Annotated in this window: 18 protein-coding genes; 8 read left to right on the top strand and 10 right to left on the bottom strand. The window is 68.7% G+C overall.

Going from position 1 to position 19,539, the window contains the following annotated elements; translation table 11 throughout:
• Positions 1 to 294 precede the first annotated feature (294 nt).
• Both panB and A6B37_RS14445 read left to right on the top strand, forming a co-directional pair.
• Positions 295 to 1,092 (top strand): 3-methyl-2-oxobutanoate hydroxymethyltransferase, encoded by a 798-nt coding sequence (gene panB / locus A6B37_RS14440; protein ID WP_246842494.1) that lies wholly within the window; start codon positions 295 to 297, stop codon positions 1,090 to 1,092.
• Between the two features lie 49 nt (positions 1,093 to 1,141).
• Positions 1,142 to 2,251 (top strand): GTPase, encoded by a 1,110-nt coding sequence (locus A6B37_RS14445; protein WP_111826131.1) that lies wholly within the window; start codon positions 1,142 to 1,144, stop codon positions 2,249 to 2,251.
• 43 nt (positions 2,252 to 2,294) lie between these two features.
• Here A6B37_RS14445 and A6B37_RS14450 read toward each other — a convergent pair whose 3' ends face one another.
• A complete protein-coding gene (locus A6B37_RS14450) occupies positions 2,295 to 4,121 on the bottom strand; it encodes a tetratricopeptide repeat protein (RefSeq protein ID WP_111826132.1) in 1,827 nt (608 codons plus the stop codon).
• A 290-nt stretch (positions 4,122 to 4,411) separates the two neighbouring features.
• Here A6B37_RS14450 and A6B37_RS14455 point away from each other — a divergent pair, with 290 nt between their 5' ends.
• Together A6B37_RS14455 and A6B37_RS14460 are read left to right on the top strand one after the other, a co-directional pair.
• Positions 4,412 to 5,347: an N-carbamoyl-D-amino-acid hydrolase gene (locus tag A6B37_RS14455; protein WP_111826133.1), complete on the top strand. Its 936-nt coding sequence runs from the start codon at positions 4,412 to 4,414 to the stop codon at positions 5,345 to 5,347.
• A 52-nt stretch (positions 5,348 to 5,399) separates the two neighbouring features.
• Positions 5,400 to 6,341: an ornithine cyclodeaminase family protein gene (locus tag A6B37_RS14460; protein ID WP_102773142.1), complete on the top strand. Its 942-nt coding sequence runs from the start codon at positions 5,400 to 5,402 to the stop codon at positions 6,339 to 6,341.
• Between the two features lie 6 nt (positions 6,342 to 6,347).
• Here the strand turns inward: A6B37_RS14460 and A6B37_RS14465 are convergent, their stop codons facing one another.
• From A6B37_RS14465 to A6B37_RS14490, 6 genes are all read right to left on the bottom strand, one after another.
• Positions 6,348 to 6,998, bottom strand: coding sequence for a GNA1162 family protein (locus A6B37_RS14465; RefSeq protein ID WP_111826134.1), 651 nt, complete (start codon positions 6,996 to 6,998; stop codon positions 6,348 to 6,350).
• Positions 6,995 to 7,420, bottom strand: coding sequence for a DUF4810 domain-containing protein (locus tag A6B37_RS14470; protein WP_111826135.1), 426 nt, complete (start codon positions 7,418 to 7,420; stop codon positions 6,995 to 6,997). The genes A6B37_RS14465 and A6B37_RS14470 overlap by 4 nt, the downstream gene beginning before the upstream one ends.
• Before the next feature lie 10 nt (positions 7,421 to 7,430).
• Complete coding sequence (locus tag A6B37_RS14475; RefSeq protein ID WP_111826136.1) at positions 7,431 to 8,108, bottom strand: CsgG/HfaB family protein; 678 nt, start codon at positions 8,106 to 8,108, stop codon at positions 7,431 to 7,433.
• A gap of 146 nt (positions 8,109 to 8,254) precedes the next feature.
• Positions 8,255 to 9,016 (bottom strand): fused MFS/spermidine synthase, encoded by a 762-nt coding sequence (locus A6B37_RS14480; protein ID WP_111826137.1) that lies wholly within the window; start codon positions 9,014 to 9,016, stop codon positions 8,255 to 8,257.
• Positions 9,017 to 9,099: 83 nt separating this feature from the next.
• A complete protein-coding gene (locus tag A6B37_RS14485; RefSeq protein ID WP_102773140.1) occupies positions 9,100 to 9,519 on the bottom strand; it encodes a universal stress protein in 420 nt (139 codons plus the stop codon).
• A complete protein-coding gene (locus A6B37_RS14490; protein ID WP_111826138.1) occupies positions 9,516 to 10,526 on the bottom strand; it encodes a TerC family protein in 1,011 nt (336 codons plus the stop codon). Before A6B37_RS14490 ends, A6B37_RS14485 begins: the two co-directional genes overlap by 4 nt.
• A 155-nt stretch (positions 10,527 to 10,681) precedes the next feature.
• Between A6B37_RS14490 and proP the strand changes: the two genes are divergently transcribed.
• Entirely contained in the window at positions 10,682 to 12,214 is a 1,533-nt protein-coding gene (gene proP / locus A6B37_RS14495) for a glycine betaine/L-proline transporter ProP (protein ID WP_111826139.1), read from the top strand.
• A 98-nt stretch (positions 12,215 to 12,312) separates the two neighbouring features.
• Positions 12,313 to 13,152, top strand: coding sequence for a hypothetical protein (locus A6B37_RS14500; protein WP_111826140.1), 840 nt, complete (start codon positions 12,313 to 12,315; stop codon positions 13,150 to 13,152).
• A gap of 80 nt (positions 13,153 to 13,232) precedes the next feature.
• On the opposite strand, the gene A6B37_RS14505 is transcribed toward A6B37_RS14500, so the two are convergent.
• The 3 genes from A6B37_RS14505 to A6B37_RS14515 form a co-directional block, all read right to left on the bottom strand.
• The gene (locus A6B37_RS14505; RefSeq protein ID WP_111826141.1) at positions 13,233 to 13,823 is read right to left on the bottom strand and encodes a YceI family protein; all 591 of its coding nucleotides are present in this window, start codon (positions 13,821 to 13,823) and stop codon (positions 13,233 to 13,235) included.
• Between the two features lie 174 nt (positions 13,824 to 13,997).
• On the bottom strand, positions 13,998 to 15,437 hold the full coding sequence (locus A6B37_RS14510; protein ID WP_111826142.1) for an MFS transporter: 1,440 nt from the start codon (positions 15,435 to 15,437) through the stop codon (positions 13,998 to 14,000).
• A gap of 85 nt (positions 15,438 to 15,522) precedes the next feature.
• Positions 15,523 to 16,320: a helix-turn-helix transcriptional regulator gene (locus A6B37_RS14515; protein WP_111826347.1), complete on the bottom strand. Its 798-nt coding sequence runs from the start codon at positions 16,318 to 16,320 to the stop codon at positions 15,523 to 15,525.
• Between the two features lie 168 nt (positions 16,321 to 16,488).
• Here A6B37_RS14515 and A6B37_RS14520 point away from each other — a divergent pair, with 168 nt between their 5' ends.
• The gene (locus tag A6B37_RS14520; protein WP_348639090.1) at positions 16,489 to 18,009 is read left to right on the top strand and encodes an efflux transporter outer membrane subunit; all 1,521 of its coding nucleotides are present in this window, start codon (positions 16,489 to 16,491) and stop codon (positions 18,007 to 18,009) included.
• Positions 18,006 to 19,535, top strand: coding sequence for an MFS transporter (locus A6B37_RS14525; RefSeq protein WP_281492766.1), 1,530 nt, complete (start codon positions 18,006 to 18,008; stop codon positions 19,533 to 19,535). Before A6B37_RS14520 ends, A6B37_RS14525 begins: the two co-directional genes overlap by 4 nt.
• Positions 19,536 to 19,539 lie beyond the last annotated feature (4 nt).

The raw sequence follows: 19,539 nt of genomic DNA on the forward strand, positions 1-19,539 counted from the left end.
AATTCTACGCAGGCAAGGCCGCGCAAACGCGAAAGAAACCGGCGAGATGTAACGCTTTGGCGTGCCCCGGCGGACCCGTCCGCCCTGCGGGGCGCGCCGGCCCCACACCATCATTTACGTTTTGCCGCAAAGATTAGCGCCCGGCTGCCATCGCCCGGCTTCCGCTACGATGGAGAGGCCGGCGCCCCCCGGTCGCCGGCTGCGACACACCTACTGCAACTCTGGATAGGAAGAATTTCGATGTCTACGACCGCCACCCTGGCAGCCGCCGCGGCAACCGCCAACACGCCCCGCATGAGCGTTCCCGCGTTCCGCGCCCGCAAGGGCCAGGAGCCGCTGGTCATGCTGACGGCCTACACGGCGCGCATGGCCGAATTGCTGGACCCGCACTGCGACGCCCTGCTGGTGGGCGACAGCCTGGCGCAGACCATCTACGGGCTGCCATCCACCGTGCCGGTGACGCTGGACATGATGATCGCCCACGGCGCCGCCGTGGTGCGCGGCGCGCGGCGCGCGCTGGTCGTGGTGGACATGCCGTTCGGCAGCTATGAGGAAAGCCCCGAGCAGGCCTTCCGCTCGGCCGCCCGCGTCATGAAGGAAACCGGCGCGGCCGCGGTCAAGCTCGAAGGCGGATCGGGCATGGCGCCCACCGTCGCCTACCTGTCGGCCCGCGGCATCCCGGTCATGGGCCACGTGGGCCTGACCCCGCAGGCCGTGAACATCCTGGGCGGCTACGGCGCGCGCGGGCGCGGCGAGGCGGAATACGCCCGCATCGCCGCCGACGCCGCCGCGGTGGCCGAGGCCGGCGCCTTCGCGCTGGTGATCGAGGGCGTGGTCGAGCCCCTGGCCGCCTCCATCACCGACGCCGTGGCCTGCCCGACCATCGGCATCGGCGCCTCGCCGCGTTGCGACGGCCAGGTGCTGGTGGTGGACGACATGCTGGGCATGTTCGACCGCACGGCGCGCTTCGTGAAGCGCTACGACGACCTGTCCGGCCGCATCCAGCAGGCCGCGCAGGCCTACGCCGCCGAAGTCCGCTCGCGCAGCTTTCCCGAGGCCGCCCACCTGTACGGCGTTCCGGGCGCCGCCTGAGCGCAATCGTGGATAGAATCGCCTCCATGCCCTCCCACGCCGATTCCGCATGAGCATGCCCCAGAACGATCCTCCCCAGCTGCAGGACGCCATCGCCGACGCCATCAGCACGGCGACGCGCGGCGCCGGCCGCGTGAACATCCTGGTCGCCGGAAAGACCGGCGTGGGCAAGAGCACGCTCATCAACGCGGTGTTCCGCGGCGACCTGGCCCGGACCGGGGCGGGCAAGCCGGTCACCCAATCCACCCAGGAATTCACCCGGCCGGGCCATCCGCTCACCATCATCGACACCCGCGGCCTGGAGGTCGGCGACTACGAGCGCTCGCGCCGCGAGCTCGCCGACCTGATCCGCGAGCGCTCCGCCTCCACCGACCAGGACCGGCACCTGCACGTCGCCTGGCTCTGCATCCAGGACAGCAGCCACCGCGTGGAAGACGCCGAGATCGAACTGTGCGGCATGCTGGCCGACGCCGGCATCCCCGTGGTGGCGGTGCTGACCAAGGCGCGCAAGAACAGCGCCTTCGTCGACGAGGCGCGCAAGCTGCTGCCGCGCGCCAGCCAGGTGGTGGCGGTGCGCGCGCTGGCGGAATGGATAGACGAACTCGACGCCGAACTGCCGCCCATGGGCCTGGACCGGCTGATCGAGGTCACCGCGCAGCACATCCCCGAGGCGCAGCAGCGGGCCTACGCCAACGCTCTGTCCACGCGCAACAAACAGGCCCTGGAAGTAAAAAAAAAGCGGGCTGAGATAGAGGTCAACGTGGCTGCGGGCCTGGCCGCCTCGGCCGCCGCCGCCCCCATCCCGTTCTCGGACGCCTTTGCGCTGGTGCCGATCCAGGTCGGCATGATCGCCAAGATCGGCATCACCTTCGGCATGGAGCTGGATACCGCCGCCATCACCACCCTGGTGACCTCCACGCTGGGCGCCTCGGCGGCCACCCTGGTCGGACGCTCGGTCGTCTCGGGCTTGCTGAAATTCATTCCGGGCGCGGGCAGCGCCGCCGGCGGCACCATCGCCGCCACCACCGCCGGCGCCATCACCAAGCTGCTGGGCAATGCCTACGTGGCGGTGCTGTACGACTTCTGCCAGAAGAACCCGGGCAAGGACATCGACATTCCCATGATCGCGGCGGCCCTGAAACAGCGCGTCAGGCTCTGAACCGCCCGCGGCGGATCTATACTTTCTTCATCGTCCCGGCCGCTCACCAGGCCAGCGCCTGCGCCACCTGTTCGATGCGCGCGTCGGCGGCGGCGTCCGCCGTCAGCGGCGCGCGCAGGATCGAGCGGCTGTCGCCGCGGTCCACGATCCAGAAAGCCATGCGCACCGGTGCGGGCGCATCAGCCCCGCCGTCCAGCCGCAGCGTCCTGCCCGCATCCCGCAACGGCGCCACTTCGAAAATCCATTGCCTGCCGCGCAGTTCCCCTTGCGCGCCTTGCCGCGCGCGCGGCGTGAAGGCGGCCGCCTGCATGGCGCCCGCGTCCAGCCCGAGCTTGTCGCGCATGAAGGCGCGCATCGAGCCTTCCAGCGCCCGGTCGTCGGCGCCGGCGCGCTGCTCCACCGACAGCCCCAGTTGCGCGCCCGTGCGCAGGTCCTCGTACTGGAAGCGCTTGGGGCCGATCGGCTTGAGGCGGAAGTCGCCCGCGCGCAGCGGCAAGGCCTGGCCGCTTAGCGCGCTCTTGAGTTCGACACCCGCCGCGTCCGGCCGCCAGGCCTGGTCGCGGTCGCCCACCCATTCGATGAACTGGCGGTTCAGCGCGGCCGCCTCGTTCTTGCGGCCCTGGCGGTGCGCGATGTCGGCGGCGTGGTCCAGCGCGGTCTGGTACAGGGTTTCGTCGTGATAGGCCTTGCCCGCGTATGCCCAGGCCGCCAGCGCCGTCTCGTACTCGCGGCGGGCCTGGTCCATCTCGCCGCGCCGGTAGGCCGCGGTGGCCATCACGGTATCGAGCCGCGCGATTTCCAGCGGAAACACCGCGTCCGGCAACGCCGCCCGCGCCAGCGCGTCGGCCGCGGGCCAGTCCTGCGCCATCACCCACGCGGCCTCGATGGCCCGGGCCTGCTCGGCCATGGTCTGTTCGCGGAACAGCCGGCGTTCGCCCTCCCACGCGATCGCGCCCAGCAGCGACTGCAGATGCCGGCCAGCTCCGTCCTGAGCCGTTTCCGGATACGAGGCCTGCACCTGCAAGCGCCAGTCGCCGCGCACCGCCGCCCATTGCGCCTCGATCACGCCGCGTCCGTGCTCCTCGGAACGCTGCACCTCCTTGGCCTGCGCCACATTCTCGAAGGGCAGGTCCGGCAGCGCCGCCGGGGACATCGCGCTCGGTCCGCCCAGCAGTTCCTGCGCCCGCGCCTGCCGCGCCGCGCCGTCCTGTCCGCGCAGCGCTTCCATGTAGCCGATGCGCAGCTGCACCACCATGCGCCCCTGCCCGTCCAGCCTGCGGATGTACTCCAGCCGCGCGGAGTCCTCGCGCGCATCGGCGGGTTCGAACCTGAGCAGCGTCCAGCCGTCCTGCGCAAGCGGCAGCGACAGCCCGGCCGGGACGTAGCGCAGGCGCTGGCCGGATTCCAGGGTCCATAGCGGCGGATACGGCCGGGCCTGCCCGACCAGCCGGGCCTGCAGCCGGGCGACCTCGGCCGCCTCTGCCGCCGCCGCGCCGGCCTCGATCGCGCGCGACAGCATGATGGCCATGCCGTCCTCGTCGCCCAGGCGCTCGAAATCCCCCACCTGCGTTTCGGCCACGCGGCGGGCTTCGGCATGGCGGCCCTGCTTCTGCAACAGATCGATCAGCAGCACCGCGGCGTCGTAGATCTCGTAGCGGTTGCCGTTCGCGCTCGCCGCCGCCAGCGCCTGGCGCGCCGAGCCGGTGGCGTCGTCCCACGAGGCGGCGCGGATCTGCCGGCGGGCGTCGTCCATATGCCGCATGAAGGGCGACTGGCCGGCGGCCGCGTCCTGCGCGCCGGCCGGCGCCGCCGCCAGCGCCGCGGCCATCAGGACCAGGCCGGCGCGCAGCCGGCGGTAAGCGGATCTCATCTGGCCTCTGCCTTTGCGAAAAGAAAGGGGGCCAGTATACGTTTCCCCGCCCCCTATAAAACTTTGCAGGCCTGCCATGTCGCGGCGTTATGCGCTGCATCCGTCCGGCAGGGCAAATCCCCCGTGAAATCAGCGCCTTGCGGGCGCGACGGGGCCGCAGGCCGCAGGGCGGTATCGGGCGGCGCGCCGGTTCCGGTTTCTCGCCGCCGCATGCATGCTTGCGTCTTTGCATGCCCGTCCGGGCCGACCAGGAGACAAATACCGTGAGCCGAACCGCCCCCGCCCGCAAAATGGGCCTGGCCGTCGCCCAGATGGGCGCCGTCAATCTTGCAGATACCCGCGCGGCGGTCGTGCGCCGCCTGGTCGAGATGCTGCGCGAGGCCGCCGCCCGCCAGGCGGAGTTCGTGGTGTTCCCCGAACTCGCGCTGACGACGTTCTTTCCGCGCTACTGGATGGACGAGGCCGAGGCCGTGGCGCGCTTTTTCGAGAAAAGCATGCCCAACGCCGACGTCCAGCCGCTGTTCGACGCGGCGCGCGAGCTCGGCGTCGGTTTCTACCTGGGCTACGCCGAACTGACGCCCGAGGGCCGCCGCTACAACACCGCCATTCTGGTGGACCGCGGCGCGAACATCGTCGGCAAGTACCGCAAGATCCACCTGCCCGGCCACGCCGACCACAAGACCGAAGCGCCCTTCCAGCACCTGGAGAAGAAATTCTTCGAAGTGGGCGACCTGGGCTTCGGCGTCTGGAACACCGAAGGCGTCAACATCGGCATGTGCCTGTGCAACGACCGCCGCTGGCCCGAGACCTACCGCGTCATGTCGCTGCAAAGCGCCGAACTCATCGTGCTGGGCTACAACACGCCCTCGCTCAACATTCATTGGAACGAGCCGGCCCACCTGCGCACCACCACGCACGAGATCGTGCTGCAGGCCAGCGCCTACCAGAACGCCGTGTGGGTAGGCGCGGCCGCCAAGTGCGGCCACGAGGACGGCCACCACATGATAGGCAGCTCCATGATCGTCGCGCCCTCGGGCGAGATCGTGGCGCGCGCCAGCGGCGAGGAAGACGAAGTGATCGTCGCGCGCATCGACCTGGACATGGGCCGCATGTTCCGCGAACACGTCTTCAATTTCGCCAGGCACCGCAGCCCGCAGCACTACCGCCTGATCGTCGAGCGCACCGGCGCCGGCGATCCGCTGCCCACGCCGCCAGTGCAGGGGTAGCGGCCGGCCGGGCTGCTAGACTGGCCGTAGTCTTCAGCCCGATACCGATTCCATGCGCTTCATCGACACCGAACAGACCCGCGGCGCCCTGTCCTTCGACGCCGTCATCCCCGCCTTGCGCGAGGCCTTCCGCGACGGCGCCACGGTGCCGCCGCGCCACGTCCACGCCATCGAGTCGGGCAACGCCCACGGCACCTCGCTCATCATGCCGGCCTGGAACGAACGCGGCTACTTCGGCGTGAAGATCATCAACATCTTCCCCGAAAACACCCACCAGGGCCTGCCGGGCCTGCACGCCACCTACAACCTGTACAGCGCCACCACCGGCGTGCCCATCGCCCAGGTCGACGGCGACGTCGTCACCGCCTACCGCACCGCGGGCGCGGCCGCGCTGGGCGCGGACTACCTGGCGCGCGCCGACGCGGGCGTGCTGCTGATCGTCGGGTCCGGGCGCATCGCCGCCCTGGTCGCGCAGGCCATGCGCGCCGTGCGGCCGATCCGCCGCATCCTGGTCTGGAACGTCCGGCCGGCCGGCGCCGAGCGCCTGGCGCGGGAGCTGCGCGAACAGGGCTACGACGCCCAGGCCACGGCCGACCTCGAAGGCGCCGCGCGCCAGGCCGACATCATCAGCTGCGCCACCCTGTCGACCCAGCCCCTGATCCGCGGCGCCTGGCTGCGCCCCGGCGTGCACCTCGACCTGATCGGCAGCTTCAAGCCCGAAATGCGCGAAACCGACGCCGCCTGCTTCGACGGCACGGCCGTCTACGTCGACACCGACGAGGCCCCCACCAAGTCCGGCGACCTGATCGAAGCCTTCGCCGCCGGCGCGCTCACGCGCCAGGACATCCGCGGCAACCTGCATCAGCTTGCCGCCGGCCAGGTCGCGGGCCGCCGCGACGACCGGGAAATCACCGTGTTCAAGGCCGTGGGCAGCGCGCTGGAAGACCTGACGCTGGCCACGCTGGTGTATGAGGCGACGCGCGAAGCGTGCTAGCTGGAGTTATTGCGTGTCGTAACGCGGCGAACGCGGACCGTACAGAATGCCGCCCGGCTGTCCGGCGCTGAGCAGCATGTTGTTGGTCATGCCCGCCACGGCATAGCTGCGGTCGGACAGCGTATTGACGATCTGGTCCACGACCGCCTGGATCAGCATGCCGAGCAGGCCGCCGCCGCTGCCGCTGGCCTGTTGGACCACCTTGCTACCGCTCCACAGCTTGGCGCCGTTGCGCAGGTCGACCAGCTCGGCGTCGACCTCCACCGTCACCGTGCTGGACACCACGGCATACTTCGAGCCGTATTGCTTGACGGCCATGTAAAGCGCGGCGTCCGCGCCGAAGATCTCGCGCAGCTTGGCTGCGGGCACTTCCCGGATCTCGTCGGCCGTGGTCAAGCCGTTCTGCTTGAACGTCTCGTCCATGACGCCCACGGGCACCACGTAGTAGCCGGACTCGGCCAGAGGCAGGGTGGCCTGCGCCAGCACGGCCGCGCTGGCGGCCACGTCCACCGAGGAATTGACCGGAGGCAGCACCAGAATGGAGGCCGGCTTGCTCTCGCGGAAAGCCGTATAGTCCACGTTCTTCTGCGGCACCGCGCAACCGGCCAGCAGCGCGGCGATCGCCAGCGCGCCTATGCGAAACAGCCTGGAGATCATTGTGTTTCCTTCTTCGAGGTGGGCGCCGTGGCGGGCGCGGAAGAAACCGCGGCCGGCTTGCCCACGTTGCGCATCAGGAAATCCATGAACGGCGTGGCTTCCGGAAAGGCCGTTTTCTCGCCCTGCAGCTGTTCCAGCGCCTTGTTGCCGTCGCCCATCTTCAGGTACAGCATGCCCAGGTGCGCCCGGAAACCGGGGGGCAGTTCCACGTTGGCCGCACGGGCCGTTTCGATGTTCTGTTCCAGGGCCTGGGCCTGCACCGCATGGTCCGCGCCGTCGTCCTGCAGATAGGCGTAGACCGAAGGCTGATAGGCCTGCCAGCTGTACATGGGCTTGGGCTGCTGCACGCATGCGCTCAGCAGGCCGGCGCCCGCCGCGATCGCCAGGCCGCGCAGCGCGCGCCGGGTTCGGGAAATCGGCATGGTGCTTTCCTCAGTTGCCGGCGGGTTGCCAGGCGCCCTGCTCGATGCCGTCGACCAGGCGATCGACGGCTTCGCGGATGGCGAGGTCCAGGACCTTGCCGTTGAGCGTGGAGTCGTAGCCGGCGGTGCCGCCAAAACCGATGACCTCGCGGTTCGACAGGGCATACTCGCCGGCGCCGGATGCGGAATAGACGACCTCGGACGTCGCCACGTCGACCACGTTGAGGTCGACCTTGGCGTAGGCCACCTGCTCCTTGCTGCGGCCCAGGATGCCGAAAAGCTGCTGGTCGCCCGTGACCTTGCGGCCGAACGCCGTCACGTCGCCGGTGACGACATAGCGCGCGCCCTTGATCTGGCTGGCCTTCTTGTTGAAGCCGGCCTCCTGGGCGATCTCGGAGAGGTTGTCGCGGTCCATCACCTGGAAGCGGCCGCTGCGCTGCAGATGGCTGATGACGATGGTCTTGGCCTGGCCGCCGAGCCGGTCCACGCCGTCCGAAAAGACGCCGCGCAGGTAGTTGGTGCGGTTGTCGAACTTGCCCACCGAAATGGGGCTGCGCACGCCCTGGTAAGGCTTGCTCGCCGCCGCCACGGTCGGCACCGCCAGGGCCTGCGAACGCTCGGTCGCGCAACCCGAAACAAGCACGGAAACCACCGCCAACGCGCCCACTCCCACCATCTTCTTGAACATCGCTCTTTCTCCTGCGGCTGCGCCCACAACGCGCAAAGCCGGCATCCTCTTTGATTTGATCGAGCGAAAATTATAAACAATTGGTAAAACTAGATACCAATTGAAATATAGGATATTGCTGTTATTTCGGCGGATTGGCGCGCCGGCTACCTCAGCACCAGCGTGGCCCCGATCACCCGCAGCGTCGGCATCAGCTGGCGCCAGGCGTCCTTGGGGATGGCCGGCGGCCGCGCCAGGGAACCGGCGGCCGGGTCGTCCAGCAGGTCGCCTTTACAGGCGAACACGATGCTGTTGGTCATGTCGTCGTCCACCACTTCGAACATCGACGAGCCGAACGCCGCGCGCACGCGGTCCAGGTATCCGTGGTGGTCGGGGTGATTGACGTGGAAATTGATCACCAGGATGCCGTCGTCGCGCAGCGCGCGGCGGCAGTCGGCGTAGAACTCCGCCGAGCACAGGGCGGCGGGGATGCCGCCCACGCCGAAGCCGTCCAGGAAGATCACGTCGGCGTGCTGCTCCAGGCCCGCCAGGTGCGCGGCGGCGTCGGCCTGGATCACGCGCAGGCGGGCGTCGTCGGGCGGCACCATGAAAGCGTCGCGCAAGGCGATGACGTCGGGGTCGATCTCGACCACCTCGATCTCGGTGCGGGCCAGGTAGCGGTGGCAGAACTTGGGCAGCGACCCGCCGCCCAGGCCGACCATCAGGATGCGGCCGGGCTGCGGGTTGAACAGCACGAAACCCATCATCATCCGGGTGTACTCGAGGTCGAGCGCATCGGGATTGAGCAGGGACATGCTGCTCTGGATTTCCTTGTCCGTGAAATGCAGGGTCCGCGTGCTGCCGGAATCCCGGAAAAAAGGCCTGGGGCCGCCCGCCGGCGGGCCGGCGGGAATGCTGGAGTCAGACATGGGACGCTGCGCAATGCCGAAAAAGGGATAGACGATACCACCCCGGCCAGGCTTGCCGGCGTCCCGCGGGCCGGCGTCGAGCGCTAGACCAGCAGCACCGGGCACGGCGCGTCGGCGATGATGCGCCCGCACACCGAGCGCAGCACGGCGTCCAGCAGCTGGCCTCGGTGATGCGAACCCATCACGATGGCCTCGGCGCGGGACTTGACCGCGTATTCGATGATTTTCTCCGCCGCATGGCCGGTCAGCTCGTGGCATTCGAAGGCCACCTTGCCCGCGGTCAGGATCTCGACGACGGACCGCATCGCCTTGCCGCTTTCCTCGTGGTGCCAGGCGTCGATTTCGGCCTTGCCGACGAAGGCCTGCACGTCGCCCGTCACGTCGGGCGCGCAGTGCACCACGTGCACGGTGAAATCCCGGTTGAGCAGGGAACTTCCGACCAGGTAGCGCGCTGCGGCATCGCTGTAGCTCGACCCATCGGTGGCGAGAATGATGGTGTTCATGGCGGATCTCCGGTTCTGGACGCATCGGCCTTGGAACGCGCGGCGTTTGCCGCAGTCCGTCCGGGCAGTATCGCGCTGGCGCCCACGGATGCCAACAGGATAAGGCCAACTGCCCCGAGCGACCACTGTACCGGCACGTGGAACCACGGCGCGGCCAGCATCTTGCCGCCGATCACGATCAGCACGGCGGCCAGGCCGTGCTTGAGGTAGCGGAAACGTTCCCGCATGTCGGCCAGCAGGAAATACATCGCCCGCAGGCCCATGATGGCGAAAATATTGGACGTAAAAACCAGGAAGGGATCGGTGGTGACGGCGAAGATGGCGGGAATGCTGTCGACGGCGAAGACCGCGTCGCTGGCCTCTATCATCAGCAGCACCACGAACATCGGCGTGGCGTGGCGCAGGCCGCCTATCCGCACGAAAAACGATTCGCCGTGATAGTCCGGCGTGATGCGCATGGACGAGCGCAGCAGGCGCACCAGCGGATTGCGCGCGATGTCGGGCTGGCGATCGGCGTGCGCCAGCATCCTGGCGCCGGTCACCACCAGCAGCGCGCCGAACAGGTAGAACATCCAGGAAAACTGCGCCAGCAGCCAGACCCCGGCCAGGATCATGGACACGCGCATCACGATGGCGCCCAGCACCCCGTACAGCAGCACGCGGCGCTGCAATTCGAGCGGCACCGCGAAGTACCCGAATATCAGCGAAAAAACGAACATATTGTCCACGGACAGGGACAGTTCGATCAGGTAGCCGGTGTAGAACTCCAGCGCCTTGCGGTTCGCGGTGGCGCGGTCCAGCGTGGCGTCCAGGAAGCCCCACAGCAGCGCGCCGAAGAGCGTCGCCAGCGTCACCCAGGCCAGCACCCAGCATAGCGCTTCGCGCGCCGAGACGCGATGCGCGCGCCTGCCGCCCAGCACGTACAGGTCCAGCGCCAGCACGACCAGCACGAAGCCGACGAAGCCGGCCCACATCGCCGGGGTGGCAAAGGTTTCGACCTGGTTCATGGAGGCCTCCCGCTGCGAGGCGTATGCACGAATCCAGTCTAGAGCGACGCCAGCGGCCGAACAATTCGGCCCAAGCGAAGCGATGGTCAGGTTTTTTCGAATCCGCGCGGGCCAGGGGTAGAATTTTCGTATTGCACCTTCGCGGGAGACTGACCATGGCAGAGAGTTCCCCAGCGTCACAGCAAGTCCGGCCCCTGGAGATCGGCGACATCACCGTCATCGACAACACCAAGCTCAAAAAGGCCGTCACCGCCGCCGCCCTCGGCAACGCCATGGAGTGGTTCGACTTCGGCGTCTACGGCTTCGTGGCCTTCGCGCTGGGCAAGGTGTTCTTTCCCGAGGCCTCGCCTGCGGTCCAGACCATCGCCGCGCTGGGAACCTTCTCCGTGCCTTTCCTGGTGCGCCCGCTGGGCGGCGTGTTCTTCGGCGTCATGGGCGACCGCTACGGCCGCCAGAAGGTGCTGTCGCTGACCATCATCATCATGGCCATCAGCACGTTCTGCATCGGCCTGATCCCCTCCTACGCGTCCATCGGCCTGTGGGCGCCCATCCTGCTGCTGCTGTGCAAGCTGGCCCAGGGCTTCTCGGTGGGCGGCGAGTACACCGGCGCGGCCGTCTTCGTGGCCGAGTACGCGCCGGACCGCCGCCGCGGCTTTCTGGGCAGCTGGCTCGATTTCGGCTCCATCGCCGGCTTCGTGCTGGGCGCCGGCCTGGTCGTGCTGCTGCAGGCCACGCTGGGCGAACGGACCTTCCTGGAATGGGGCTGGCGCGCGCCGTTCTTCGTGGCCGGCCCGCTGGGCCTGCTGGGCCTGTACCTGCGCCATGCGGCCGAGGAAACGCCGGCCTTCACCCAGCAGCTGGAGCAGATGGAGCAGGAGGACCGCGACGCCGTGCAGGAACGGCCCACCGTGTCGTTTCGCGAGATCTTCTCCAAGTACCGCAAGGCGCTGCTGGTCTGCATCGGCGTGGTGCTGGTGACGAACATCACCTACTACATGCTGCTGACCTACATGCCCACCTATCTGTCCAGCAGCCTGGGCTATTCCGAAGAGCATGGCGTGCTGATCATCGTGGTGGTCATGATAGGCATGCTGTTCGTGCAGCCGGTGGTCGGCTTCTTCAGCGACAAGATCGGCCGCAAGCCGTTCCTGCGCGCCGGCAGCATCGGCATACTGGTGATCGCGCTGCCGGCCTTCACGCTGGTGGGCAGCGACAACACCGGCCTGATTTTCCTGGGCCTGCTGTTCATCGCCGTGTTTCTCAACTGCATGACCGGGGTCATGGCCTCCACGCTGCCGGCGCTGTTTCCGACGCGCATCCGCTACAGCGCGCTGGCCAGCTCGTTCAACGTGGCCATCATCGCCGCCGGCCTCACGCCCACGGTGGCGGCATGGCTGGTGGAGGAAAGCGGCAATCTGATGATGCCGGCCTATTACCTGATGGCCGCCTCGCTGATCGGCATCGTCACGTCCTTCTACCTGCCCGAGACCGCCAACCGCCCGCTGCGCGGCGACACGCCCAATGCGGCCAGCCGGCACGAGGCCCACGCCCTGCTGCAGCAGGCCCACGAGCATATCGAACAAAGCGTGCTGGACATCGAAGCCGAGATCGCCGAGCTGGAAGAGAAGCTCGACGCGCTGCGGCAGCGCCGCCAGCGCCTGGCCGACCGCCATCCCGACCTGGAGTGAAACGCGCGCCGCGTCCTCTACAATCGCCGCAGTCCGCGGCGGGCGCACCGCCCTGGCCGAAAGACGGACCGCTCTCTAACAACAAGGATATGGCAGTAATGGCAACACAACACACTCAGCCTGCGACAGGCGAGCTGATCAAGACTTTCCGCCACGGAAAATTCTTTGTTTATTTCCTGGTGGTGCTGGGCATCGTGTGCCTTGCATTGGCCGGCTTCGTCGTCTACCTGAGCACCATCGCCCCGCAGAAGAATCCCCCGCTTTTCTTCGGCACCGCCGGTTTCCTGGCCTTCTGCGGCGTGTGCGGACTGGCCGCCAGCGTGTGGCAGAAGAAGCTGCGCCAGCCGAGCTACGAGGTCTATGAAAACGGCGTCGCGCAGATAGTCGGCTCGCAGAGGCAGTACACCCCGTTTACCGACATCGAAGACCTGTACCTGTTCAGCTCCGGCCAGACCGTGATGAGCGGCATGGCCACCAACCTGGCCTATCGCCGCAACGCGGGCGAACCCTTCAAGTGGATCAGCCAGCACCTGTCGGGCTACATGGACTTCCAGCAGCTGTTCCGCGAACTCTACCTGCGCGAGCGCCAGCCCGTCGTGCTGGAAACGCTGGCCCGCGGCGGCGCCGTCACCTTCAACTACATCAGCACCGGACAGGTGTGGCGCAAGCGCGTGAGCGGCAAGTTCCTGAACATCACCACGCAGCCCATCGTCATGACGCGCGATGCGCTGGAAGTGCAGGGCCAGAAGGTGCCGCTGTCCAGCCTGCGCAACGTCGACCTCAACGCCTGGAGCGAGAAGGTCGTCATCAAGGACGCGGCCGGCAATACGGTGCTGTCGACCATCGGCCTGGGAATTCTCGGCCTGGACCTGTTCCTCAATACGCTGAGCCTGCTGCTCGAACAGCACCAGGACGCCGCGGCGCGACAGTCCGCCTGAAGCAATGGCAAGGTAATAGCAAAGGGGCCGCGGGGCCCCTTTTTTTCGCTTGCGCGATAACCCCGGGCCCGCGCCGGGCCTCAGCGCGCCGCGTCGGCAACGGCCTCGACGGTGATGCGCAGCTGGACCTCGTCGCTGACGGCCGGCGCGAACGCGTCCACGCCGAAATCGCTGCGCTTGAGGGTCGTGGTGGCGTCGAAGCCGATGGCCGGGCGCTCCAGCATCGGATGCACGCCCTGCTTGTTCTGGCGCGCCTGCAGCACCACGGGCTTCTCGACGCCCTTCACGCGCAGCACGCCCTTGATCTGCAGCCTGCCGTCGCCCTGGTCGGTCACCGAGGTGCTCTTGAACTGGATGTCGGGATACTTGGCGGCCTCGAAGAATTCGGCGCTCTGGAACATCTCGTCCAGCTTGGCCACGTGCGACGTGAACTGCGGCACCGGCACGCGCAGGTCGACCGAGGAATTCGACGGCCGGGCCGCGTCGTAGCGGACCACGCCGGTGATGCCGCCGGCATGGGCGGTGGGCTTGGAAAAGCCCAGGTGGTCCCAGGTCACCACGACCTCGGTGTGGGTCGGGTCGATCTGGTAGTCGACCGGGGCGGCCTGGGCGGTCAGGCTGCCCAGCGCCACGACGGCGGCGGCAAGATAGGCGGCGTAGGTTTTCTTCATGCGGTTCTCTCTGTGCTTGGCGGCCCGCGGCGGGCCCTCGGTTCGTCATGGGGCGGGCAGCAATCAGCCCACTCTTGAAACATGCGACAAGCATAAGAAATGCATCAATAACGCGCTAGTCGTTAAAAAATGATCTCACTGTTCTATTTTCGATAACAAGACAACGGGGCCCGGTCAGGACGATGCATGAGGCGCTGGCTCAGCTGCTGCCTGAAGGGGTCTGGCGGCAGCCGCCGCGCTGAACACCGCCAACAGCGGCGCCGCCGCCAGCACCGCGAACAGCCACCACGCCGCGCCCGAGGTTCCCGCGATTCCGCCGGGCGAGTTCAAGCCGCCCAGGTTGGCCAGCATGCCGGCCAGCGCCGACCCCAGCGCGGTGGCGAAAAGCTGCACCGTGGTGATCGACGTGGCGGCGGCGTCCTGGTCGTCGGCGGGCGAGACCTGCAGTATCCGCGTCAGCAGGTGCGGCCATCCCAGGCCGATGCCGAAACCCACCAGCGCCAGGCCCAGGCCGATCCACCCCAGCACCCGCCAATCGCCCTGCGCGTGCAGCGGCAGGCTCAGCGCCAGCGCCACCATGCCCGCCAGCACCAATACCGGGCCGGCGACGATGGCGCGGCGGATGGCGCTGCCCTGCCAGCCCGAACTCCAGATTTCCGACACGGTCCAGCCCGCGGCCATCAGCGCGGCGAGGTAGCCGGACACCAGCGGCGTCTGCGCATGCAGGGTCTGCAGGAAGTACGGCACGAAGGTTTCGCTGGTCATGCCCACCACCAGCAGGCCGATGGTCAGGTACAAGGCCAGCAGCGGCGAGTCCAGGCGCAGCGCGCCCCTGGGCAGCAGCAGCGTCTTGCTGGTGAATTCCCTGCGCACCAGCAGCGCGACCAGCGCCGCCGCCAGCGCCAGGCCGGCGAAGTTCCAGCGCGCGTCCGGCGAGGCGCTGCCGACGCTGACAGCCAGCACCGCCGCAGTCAGCAACAGCAACTGCGCCAGCGGCAGCCTGCCGGCGCGGGCCGCGGCGTCGCGGTTGCGCGCCGGCATCACGCGCCAGACCAGCAGGAGGTACAGCACCGTGGCCGGCGCCAGCATGCCGAACGCCGCCCGCCAGGCGTCCATTTCCGCGAACACGCCGCCCACCGCGGGCCCCAACAGCGTGGCCACGCCCCACATGCCCGAGATCAGCGCCATCGCCCTGGGCCACAGCCGCGGCTCGAACACCGCGTAGATCATGGCGTAGCAGAGCGCGAACAGGAACCCGCCTCCCAGCCCTTGCAGCGTGCGGCCGAACAGCATCAAAGGCATGCTGGGCGTCAGCGCGCAGACCAGGCTGCCCGCGATGAAGCACAGCGCGGCGATCGCGTAGGCGCCGCGCGAACCGGCCGCGGCCAGCAGCTTGGCCGTCAGCGCCGAGCCGAGGATCGAGGCCACCACGAACAGCGTCGTGTTCCACGCGTACAGGTCCAGGCCGCCGATTTCACGCACCACCGACGGCAGCACGGTGGTGGCGATGTAGATGTTGATGGCATGCAGCGCGACGCCGCCCGACAGGGCGACGGAGCGCGCCAGATTCCTGCCGGAGAGCACATCCCCCCAGCTTCCCGCTTGCTCAGGCATGGCGCCCTCCCCAGGCAATGATTAATAAAACAAGAATTGTCTTGTTATATTAAAAAGGGGACGTTTAGATGTCAACGATCCGCGTTCACGCAGGCCCCGTGCGCTCGGCCAGGAAGCGGCCCGGCGGCTTGCCCACCGCCTTCTTGAACATCGTCACGAAAGCGCTGGCGCTGTCATAGCCCAGCTCATAGGCCACGGCCTGCACCGACAGCCCTGAGGTCAGGCGCTGCAGTCCCGCGATCACATGCCATTGATGGCGCCAGCGTCCCACGCTCATGCCGGTCTGCTGGCGGAACAGCCGGCTCATGTTGCGTTCGCTCATGCCGATGCGCGCCGCCCATTGCGGCAGCGTGGCGGCGTCGGCGGGATCGGCCAGTATGGCGTCGGCCAGCTTCACCAGCCGCGCATCCGAGGGCCGCGGCAAATGCAGCTGCTCCAGCGGCGCGGCCACCAGTTCGTCCAGCAGCACGGCCATGATGCGCCCTTCGGGGCCTTCCGGCAGGTACAGCCGCGGCAGCGCGCAGGCCCGGTCTATCAGGGCCTGCAGCAGCACCGACACCGCAAGGCTGCAGCACGTCTGCGGCAGGCCCGCGACGGCGTCGGGTTCGACGAACAACGCATAGCCGCGGACTTTTCCCGACGGCGTGGCGCGATGGATCATGCCGCCCGGAATCCATACCGCGCAGCCGGGCGGCACCATCCAGACCCCGCGCTCGGTCTCGCACGTGATGACGCCGGAAACGGTGTAGAGCAGCTGCGCCTTGCGATGACTGTGCGAGGGATACTCGCCGCCTTCGGTGACCAGCGAGATGCTGGCCGCGACCACGGGCCGGTCGATCCGGTGCGGCTCGGCGTAGGAGTGGGGAAGTTCTTGCGGTTGCATGGGGCGCGGACAGGTGGCGATAGCGGCCACGATACGGCAGCGGCCCGATGGCGTCATCACTATCGATGGCCAGTTTGTTTATCGATCCAGCCATGCCGACATGGCCGGATTGATAAATACATTGGCCATTTCGTGTAATGACGCCAGCCTAAAAGAGAATGAGAATACTTGCATTCTCCCAACCCCAAGGCGGCCCGCCTGCGCGATCGGCCGCCGCGCTACGTCCGCCCCATGATCCGTTTTTCCCGCACCCGGACGCCCGCCGTCTTCCTCGGCCTGGTACTGACAGGCTGCTCCGTCGGGCCGGCCTTCCAGCCCCCGCCCGATTCCGCCGCCGCCGCGACCCTGCAGCCGCGCGACGCCGGCTCGCTTGCCGCCGCCCTGCGGCGCGAACCGGTGCCGGCCGCCTGGTGGGACCTGCTCGACGATCCCATCCTGTCCAGCCTGCAGCGCCGCGCCGCGCTGGCCAACCTGGATCTGCAGGCCGCCGCGGCGCGCGTGGCCCAGAGCCGGGCCAAGCTCGGCATCGCGGGCGCGGCGCAATTGCCGCGGCTCGGCGTCGGCGGCTCGTATGCGCGGCAGGCCGACAGCGAGAACGGCAAGATGGTGGCGCTGGGCGCGCCGTCAGCGCCCTATGATTACTGGCAGGCCGGCTTCGACGCCTCGTGGGAAATCGACCTGTGGGGACATGCGCGCAAGCTGCGCGAACAGGCCGGCGCCGAGCGCGCCGCCGCCTGGTACGACCAGGAAGCCGTGCGCGTGGCCATGGCCGCCGAGATCGCCCGCAATTACCTGCAGCTGCGCGGCATCCAGGCGCAGATCGATATCGCGCGGCAGAACGAGAAGATCGCCGAGCACGCGCTGCGCCTGGCCGAAAGCCGCGCGCGCAACGGCGTGGCGACGCAGTTCGACACCGCCGCGGCCAGCGCCCAGCTGGCCACGGTGCGCGCGCTGCAGCCCGAGCTGGCCGAGCAGCGCGACGCGCACATGAACGCGCTGGCCTTGCTGCTGGGGCTGGCGCCGCGCGAGCTCGACGCCGAACTCGGACCGGCCCGCAAGCTGCCCGATCCGCCGCAGGCGGTGCCGGTGGGCCTGCCGTCGGAACTGGCGCGCCGCCGCCCCGACATCCAGCGCGCCCAGGCGCGCCTGCAGGCGGCCACGGCCGCGGTCGGCGTGGCCACGGCGGACTTCTACCCGCGCCTGACGCTGGGCGGCGGCCTGGGCGTCGAATCCTTCCACGGCAGCGACCTGGGCAACTGGGCTTCGCGCCAGTTCACCGTCGGGCCGACGCTGTACCTGCCCATTTTCGAGGGCGGCAGGCTGCGCAGCACCCTGGCGCTCACCGAGGCGCGCCAGCAGGAAGCCGCCATCGACTTCCAGCGCACGGTGCTGCGCGCCTGGCACGAGGTCGACGACGCGCTCAACGCCTGGGCCGCGCAACAGCGCCGCCACGTCGAACTGCGGCACGCCTACGAACACAATCTGCGCGCCCTGCGCGCGTCCGAGGCCGCCTACAAACAGGGCGCGGCGGACTATCTGCCGGTGCTGGTCGGACAGCGCAACCTGCTCGACAGCCAGCTGGCGCTGACCCATAGCGCGACCCGCTCCACCTTGACGGTGGTGGCCCTGTACAAGGCGCTGGGCGGCGGCTGGGACGCGGCCGCGCAAGACGGCGGGGAGGTCCGGTGAGCGCGCACGCAGCGGCCGCCCCGGCCGTCCCCGAACGCCGCGCGCGCCCGCTGGTCGCGCTGACCGGCATCTTCCTGGCCGCGATGACGGCCGGCCTGAACAACCGCGTCGGCGCGCTGGCCCTGGCCGACATCCGCGGCGCGCTGGGCCAGGGGCTGGACGACGCCTCCTGGCTCCACACTGTCTATGCGGCGGGCGAGCTGGTCGCCATGCCGTTCGCCTCGTGGTTCGCCATCACGCTGTCGCTGCGCCGCTTCCACCTGGGCATGGTGGGCCTGTGCGCGCTGATCGCGCTGGTGCTGCCGTTCGTCCACAGCCTGCCGCTGCTGCTGGCGCTGCGCGGGCTGCAGGGCCTGGCCGGCGGCGCGCTGATCCCCGTGCTGATGATGGCCGCGCTGAAGTTCCTGCCCGCGCCGATCCGGCTGCACGGGCTTGCGCTTTACGCCATGACCGCCACCTTCGCGCCCAATGTCTCGACCTGGCTCACCGGCCTGTGGACCGACAGCCTGACGGACCTGCGCCTGGTCTACTGGCAGGCGATCCCGCTGCTGCTGCTGGCCGGCGCGCTGGTGGGCTGGGGCCTGCCGGACGCCCCGTCGCAGGCCGAGCGCTTCAAGCGCGCCAACTGGCTCGGCATGGCCATGGGCGTGATCGGGCTGATCCTGGTCACGGTGGCGCTGGACCAGGGCGTGCGGCTGGACTGGTTCGAGTCGCGCCTGATCACGGCGGCGCTGGCCGTGGGCCTGGTCTTCACCGCGGCCTATCTGGTGAGCGAATGGCGCCACCCCGAACCCTTCGTCAAGCTGCAGCTGCTGGGCCGGCGCAACCTGGGCCTGGGATTCACGGTGTTCGTGTGCCTGCTGATCGTGATGCTGTCCGGCTCGTCGGTGCCGTCCGCCTATCTCGGCCGCGTCTGGGGCTACCGGGCGCTGCAAAGCGCGCCCATCGGCCTGATCATCGGCCTGCCGCAATTGCTGCTCGGCCCCTGCGTGGCCGCGCTGCTGTACCGCAAGTGGGTCGACGCGCGCGTCGTGTTCGCGCTGGGACTGGCGCTGATCGCCGCGGCCTGCCTGCTCGGATCGCGCCTGACGGCGGACTGGGTCTGGCAGCAGTTCATCGTGGTGCAGACGCTGCAGGCGCTGGGCCAGCCCATGGCGGTGGTATCCCTGCTGTTCCTGGCCACCAGCGTGGTGCAGCCGCCCGAAGGCCCCTACGTGTCGGGCACCATCAATGCGCTGCGGGTGTTCGGCACCCTGGCCGGCAGCGCGGCCATCGGCCAGCTCACGGTGGTGCGCGAGCGCTTCCATGCGGACATCCTGCTCGACAGCCCGGGCCTGCTGCATGGCGGCTGGACGCAGCTGATCGAGCCGGCCCGCATCGCCTCCGCATTGCACGAGCAGGCCTTCGTGCTGGCCACGTCTGACGCCTATCTGGCGCTGGGCCTGCTGGCCGTTCTGATGATTCCCCTGGTGCTGCGCCTGCAATACATCCCGGCGCCGCAACCCGCTACTACTTCTCATGGATGAACCT

It is taken from the genome of Achromobacter sp. HZ01, from assembly GCF_003267925.1.
GTDB classification, from domain to species: domain Bacteria; phylum Pseudomonadota; class Gammaproteobacteria; order Burkholderiales; family Burkholderiaceae_B; genus Achromobacter; species Achromobacter pulmonis_A.